This window comes from Stenotrophomonas sp. 278 (genome assembly GCF_003935715.1).
Classification (GTDB): domain Bacteria; phylum Pseudomonadota; class Gammaproteobacteria; order Xanthomonadales; family Xanthomonadaceae; genus Stenotrophomonas; species Stenotrophomonas maltophilia_AH.
Window position 1 is genome coordinate 1 of sequence record NZ_RHPP01000201.1, and the last position, 5,390, is coordinate 5,390.

The 5,390-nt window shown below is 66.6% G+C and carries 6 protein-coding genes; 4 read left to right on the plus strand and 2 right to left on the minus strand.

Features of this window, described 5'->3' with window-relative positions; translation table 11 throughout:
* Positions 1-141 precede the first annotated feature (141 nt).
* On the minus strand, positions 142-693 hold the full coding sequence (locus tag EGJ34_RS20210) for a hypothetical protein (RefSeq protein ID WP_125362229.1): 552 nt from the start codon (positions 691-693) through the stop codon (positions 142-144).
* A 199-nt stretch (positions 694-892) separates the two neighbouring features.
* On the opposite strand from EGJ34_RS20210, the gene EGJ34_RS20215 reads away from it, so the two are divergent.
* Positions 893-1,561 carry a VOC family protein gene (locus EGJ34_RS20215; RefSeq protein WP_125362230.1) on the plus strand — a complete coding sequence of 223 codons (669 nt, stop codon included), beginning with the start codon at positions 893-895 and terminating at the stop codon, positions 1,559-1,561.
* Positions 1,562-1,614: 53 nt separating this feature from the next.
* Here EGJ34_RS20215 and EGJ34_RS20220 read toward each other — a convergent pair whose 3' ends face one another.
* Positions 1,615-2,154 (minus strand): hypothetical protein, encoded by a 540-nt coding sequence (locus EGJ34_RS20220; RefSeq protein ID WP_125362231.1) that lies wholly within the window; start codon positions 2,152-2,154, stop codon positions 1,615-1,617.
* 39 nt (positions 2,155-2,193) lie between these two features.
* On the opposite strand from EGJ34_RS20220, the gene EGJ34_RS20225 reads away from it, so the two are divergent.
* The 3 genes from EGJ34_RS20225 to EGJ34_RS20235 form a co-directional block, all read left to right on the plus strand.
* Positions 2,194-2,793: a restriction endonuclease subunit S gene (locus EGJ34_RS20225; protein ID WP_125362232.1), complete on the plus strand. Its 600-nt coding sequence runs from the start codon at positions 2,194-2,196 to the stop codon at positions 2,791-2,793.
* Positions 2,790-4,280 (plus strand): N-6 DNA methylase, encoded by a 1,491-nt coding sequence (locus tag EGJ34_RS20230; RefSeq protein ID WP_125362233.1) that lies wholly within the window; start codon positions 2,790-2,792, stop codon positions 4,278-4,280. Before EGJ34_RS20225 ends, EGJ34_RS20230 begins: the two co-directional genes overlap by 4 nt.
* A 151-nt stretch (positions 4,281-4,431) precedes the next feature.
* Positions 4,432-5,390 (plus strand): type I restriction endonuclease (locus tag EGJ34_RS20235; protein ID WP_148100533.1); only part of this gene is annotated, 959 nt, incomplete at its 3' end.

The window sequence follows — 5,390 nt, forward strand, 5'->3', positions numbered from 1 at the left end:
GGCGCGGACGGCGTTCCGGCCTCGCCACCCGGGCCACTGCACGCAGCCAGCAGCACAACAAGCGCGGGCACCAGCAGGACTCTCGACATTACAGGCTCCTTGTCACGGGACGACAGCCGTCATGGGTGGCCACCGACCGGGTCAGATGGATTCGTCTACCTTGCGCACCAGCTGCCAGCAGGGCTTCTTCGCGAAGTAGTAGGACTGCTGGTCGCTGGTGTTGGGCGTACGGAACTGCACCTTGATGCTGCCGTCAGGCTGCGGGGTATGCGTGATCTCACGTGCCTTGCTGCCCGCCGAGGCAGGATTGGGCATGACCGGCCAGCCCACATCGGCCAGCGGGATCTGCTTCACCACCATGGCAGGCTCCGGGTCGGCGCTCACGTCCACATACTCGCTGACCAGCGGGTCGGCGGTCGACTTTTCCTGCAACGCGATCTCCCTGCCGAAGTGGGGGAGGAAGGTTTCGAAGTCGGGATAAGGGCACTCGGCCTCGCCTTCGGCCACGGTGGGTTCAGCAGGCGAGGCAGGGCGTGCCGTGTCAGCTGCCGCGGTCGGAGTCGCCGGCGCTGCCGGGGGTGCCGCAGCTGCGGCGCTTTCAGGTGCTGGTGCGGGCGCGGCCTCGGGCTTGCAGCCGGCCAGAAGAATGCTGAGGGACAGGGCGAGCAGCGTCATGGGACGAAGATGGGACAACGGATCCTCCTGATTCGTGTCGGGCGCGGGCGGATTCCGCGCCGGGTGGCGTAGCATAACGGCGCGCCAATGCGTTGGCGTTCACGGGGCCCCGACAGGCACCGGGCAATCCCATTAAGCGTGACGCTCGTCACAGTTTAAAGGCCACCCCACCCCCCAGCGCACGCAGTGTGGCGCTACAGGATGTCAGGGTTTTGACATGCGAATCGTAGACCTCACCCTTCCGGTTTCAGACCTCGCGCAGGCCTGCGCATACTTCAGCGAGGTACTGCAGCTTCCTGTGGAAGGCCACTGCGCGCAGATCGGCTGGACCCGGCTGCGGCTGCGAGAGGCCGGAAACGAGCCGGTAGGCGGGGTGCACCTGGCATTCAATGTGCCGGCCAACCGCTTCGAGGCCGCCACCACCTGGCTGCTGCAGCGCGCGCCCCTGCAGACCAACGCGAAGGGTGAGACGCATTTCACTTTTGGCGATGCCTGGGCGTCCGAATCGATCTACTTCGAGGGACCGGACGGGCTGATCCTGGAGCTGATCGGGCGCCGACGGTTGCCAGCCTCGGACCGCACAGGCCCCTTCCATGGCAGCGAGCTGACGTGTGTGAGCGAAGTCGGGCTGCCCGTTGCTGACGTGCCGGCACTGCATGCCCGCGCCGAGGCCGTACTGGGGCTGACGCCGCTCAGCCCACCCACGCCGCACTTCGCTGCACTGGGCGACGACGAGGGACTGCTGATCGTGGTGGATGCCACGCGCGCATGGTTCCCGGAGCAGAGGGTGCAGCCGAATGCACGCGGCATCGTCGTCCATGCCACCGACTGCACCGCTGGAGAACTCGTCGACGACACGCAGGGCTGGCGCGTGGCGTGCCCCTGACACGCGAGACCCCGCCGAAGCGGGGTCTCAAGAAGCGCGGCGACCAGCAAGGGTCACTCTTCTTCGTCCTGCCAGCCCTGCTGCTGGTTCTGGTTGCGCTGCTGCTGTTCCTGCTGCTGTTGCTGCTGCTGGTCGCGACCTTCCTGCTGCTGACCCTTCTGGTTCTGCTGGGAACTCTGATTGCGCTGCTGGCCCATGTCGGTCTCCGGATGCCGCGTGCGGAATGCCGCGGTCGGGGTGACTGTGTGCATGGCAGGGTTAACGTTGTGTGGCAGTTTTCCAACGGATGTGTAAAGGCTGACGACGACGGTGACGCAATTCCTTCTGCGCTCCGGATTTGCGCCATCCTCTGCGGCACTGGTAACGAAATGGAATAGCGGTATCACCGGGCGGCGATGCCGCGCAGTCAGCTCAATGAACAGGCGTGTACGCGCGGTAGCCTGTCGCCGCGCCGGGCGCGGAAACTGGCTCTTGTACGACGCGTCGAGGGTGACGATGGCACGCGTTTCCACGCCGGGAATGTGCCGTTGAGTGCCGCAGGTGTTCGCTTTCAGCACGGATGCCGCGCACCATTCGAATGGTGCGGTTTTCATCTATTGACGCGTTCTGGCACCCCGCGCATTTTCCGCCGCATGAACGTACTTCACCGCAACCCAACGCTGGCCGACGTGGCACACGTCCGCCAGGGTCATGCCTTCCGCGGGGCCATACCCGCCGTTCCCGACGGTCCGGTCCATGTCATCCAGCTCAAGAACCTGACCACGCCCACCCAGCTCACTGCCGAGCGGCTGCTGCGCACCCGGCTGCCAACGCGCAATCCGCCACGATACGTCCAGCACCACGACATCCTGCTCGCCAACAGGGGGGCGCGCCCCTTGGCCCATCTGCTGACCGATCCTCCCGCGCAGACGGTCTGCAGCCCGCACCTGTACATCATCCAGGTCACCGCAACCGACCTGCTGCTGCCCGCCTTCCTGGCGTGGCAGCTCAATCACGTGGACGTGCAGCGGCAGCTTCGACGCCAGTCCGCCGGCTCCCGCCAGCACAGCGTGCGCAAGTCCGCAGTGGAGCAGCTGCGCCTGCGCATTCCGTCGCGCCCTACGCAGCAGCGCATCATCTCCGTCACCCAGGCGCTGCAGTCCACGCGCGAGCAGTTCAATGCGCTCATGCAGGCGCGGGACGCGGAGATCACCGCCCTCACCGAGCGGATGCTGCAGGAGCGTGCCGCGTGAGCGGGATCGCGCTGCGCAGCGCACGCGCGACGCTGTCTGCCCTCAAACTCGCGCGGCGCTGCATGGAAGGGCATGCGGATGAGGAGGCGGCTACCCACGTGTTGCTGCTGCTGGTCCTGCTCAAGGTGGCCAGCGATGCAGATGTGGATCGTCGTGCGACTGCCGGGCGGCAGGACTGCACCGAGCTGCCGGCACCCAGTGGAGCGCGTGCGCTGGAGGTCTCTTCGGCCACCCTGTTCGAGCGCCTGGCGCGTGCGCCCCTGGATGGACTGGCGGCCCGCGTGCGCTCGGTGTTGGAGACCTTCTGCCTGGACAATCCGGACGCACTCGACCAGGTCCCGGACGCCCTCGACATGCGAGCCGGTCTCCCCACCGATGCCGCGATGTATCGGGTCATTGAACGTCTGCGCATTCCAGCGCTGGACTTCCGCCTGCGCCACGGCCACCACCGTCCCGACCTGGCCGAAGCCACGGACGAGATGCTGGGACAGCAGCACCGGCGGCGCACGCGCGAAGACGGGCTGCACGTGCCCGAAGCCCTGGCCAGCATCATGGCGGCCCTGCTGGACCCCCGCGACGGCGACCACATCCATGACCCGGCCTGCCACCGCGGCTGCCTGCTGCTGGCCGCAGCGCGCTGGGCCCGACGCGATACGGCAACCGCGCGAATACGCCTGAACGGACAGGAGGCAGACCGCCGCAGGTGGGCAATGGCGAGGGTTCGCCTGCTGCTGCACGGGCAGGACGGTGCCTGCCTGCAAGCCACCGACCCGCTGGGCTTCGACCCGGAAACAGCGGCGGTGACCGCACAGCCGCGTTTCCAGGTCGCGTTGTCACGGCCTCCACTCACCCTGAAGTGGGACCCGGAACTGGCCGCGTTCGACCGCTTTCGCCGGTTCCAGTACGGCACGCCGTCCCGACACTGGGCGCATATGGCCCTGGTCCAGCACATGCGGGCGCAGCTGGACCCGAAGGTCGGCCGCATGGCGGTGGTGGTTCCCAACGGGGTGCTGTTCCGCGAAGGCGAGGAAGCGAACATCCGTCGAGCGCTTCTTCAGGAAAACGAGGTGGACATCGTCATCAGTCTGCCGGAGCGTCTGTTCAAAGGCACCGCCATGTCGACGTCTCTGCTGGTCATGCGCAAAGGTCGCCGTGATGCCACGGTGCTGTTCGTCGACACCCGTCCGCTGTTGGGAGCGGCGGGCAAGGGCGCACGGCTGGATGACAGCATCGCCCAGCAGATCATTCATCTGTGCGCCCGGCGCGTCACACTTCCCGGCATCGCCCACGTGGTGCCGGTCCAGCAGGTGCTCGACGCAGGATCCAATCTGAATGTTGCACGGCACGTACAAGCCGAGGGCAGCGAAGCCAGCGCCGACCTGATCGCGCTGCGTCGTAAACGCCTTCGCCTTCACCTTGAAGTTGAATCCCTGCAACGGCAGCTGGATGGCGAAGTGGATGCGCTGGTGCGTGAGATCGGCGGCTGAGATCGAAGTGACGAGGACGCGTCGAATTGCGTGTGAATCACGACACCGGGACGAGACTCCATCTGCATGATCCGGAATGATGCGCACACAAGGCCTCTGACAGACATCCGCTGACGTGTGTCATGCCGATCCCACACCATCGGATGCATGCATGACAGGACCTCGCCACGAAGATGCTGTTCGCCGTTCCGCCCTGGCCTGGCTGAAACGCCAGGGCTGGAACTACGTCGCACCGGATCAATGCAGAACACTCAGGGAGCATCCCGGCAGCGTACTACTCGCTGATCGCCTGCGTGCCATCGTTCGACGGTGCCGCCATCTGCATGAGGGCCGGCAGATCGCACTCTCAGATGAGATCGTGGAGGCGATGCTGCGCACCGTCAGCGACAGCTTCGCGGGCGCGTCCTGGCCCACGGCCAGCGCGTCCACGCTGCGTCTGCTGCAATCGGGCGTCACCGCGGACCTGGCGCTTCCCGACGGTACGCGCGTCAGCCGATCCATTCCGCTGGTCGACTGGGACCATCCCAATCGAAATCATTGGGATGTGGCCGACGACCTGCGGGTGAACGGCACTTCGCGCAGCCGTGGCATACGCGACCTGACGTGTTACGTGAACGGCATTCCGCTGGTCTTGATCGCCTGCGTGGAGCGAGACTCGCACCGGCACTGGGGACGGGTGGAGCGCGGCATGGCGCATCTGCTGCGTGGCATGGACCCGTCAACACTGGAGCCGCCGCCCCGGCAGGCCCAGGTCCTGATCAGCCTGGACCGGCGCGAGGCGCGCTATGCGGGCGTTGGTGCAGCGATGCACACCTGGACGCGATGGCGTGAGGCGCGCTGGGACAAGCCGACGCTTGATCAGCTGCGCACACTGCCGGTCCGCCAGCATGAGGGTCCACCTGATGTACCGCTGGCGGTACACGCCGAGCTGCTCAATGGGTTGCTGGCGCACGACCGGCTGCTGCGGCTGTTGCGCTGGTATGCCCAGGTGCTCCCGCACACGCCGCCCAGACTTGCACGCGCCGCGCAGTACGGTGGGGTGGAAGCCGCATTGCGGCATCTGCGCGCGGTCACCCGCCACGGGCGCAGCAGCGACGCACAGGTCTGCCT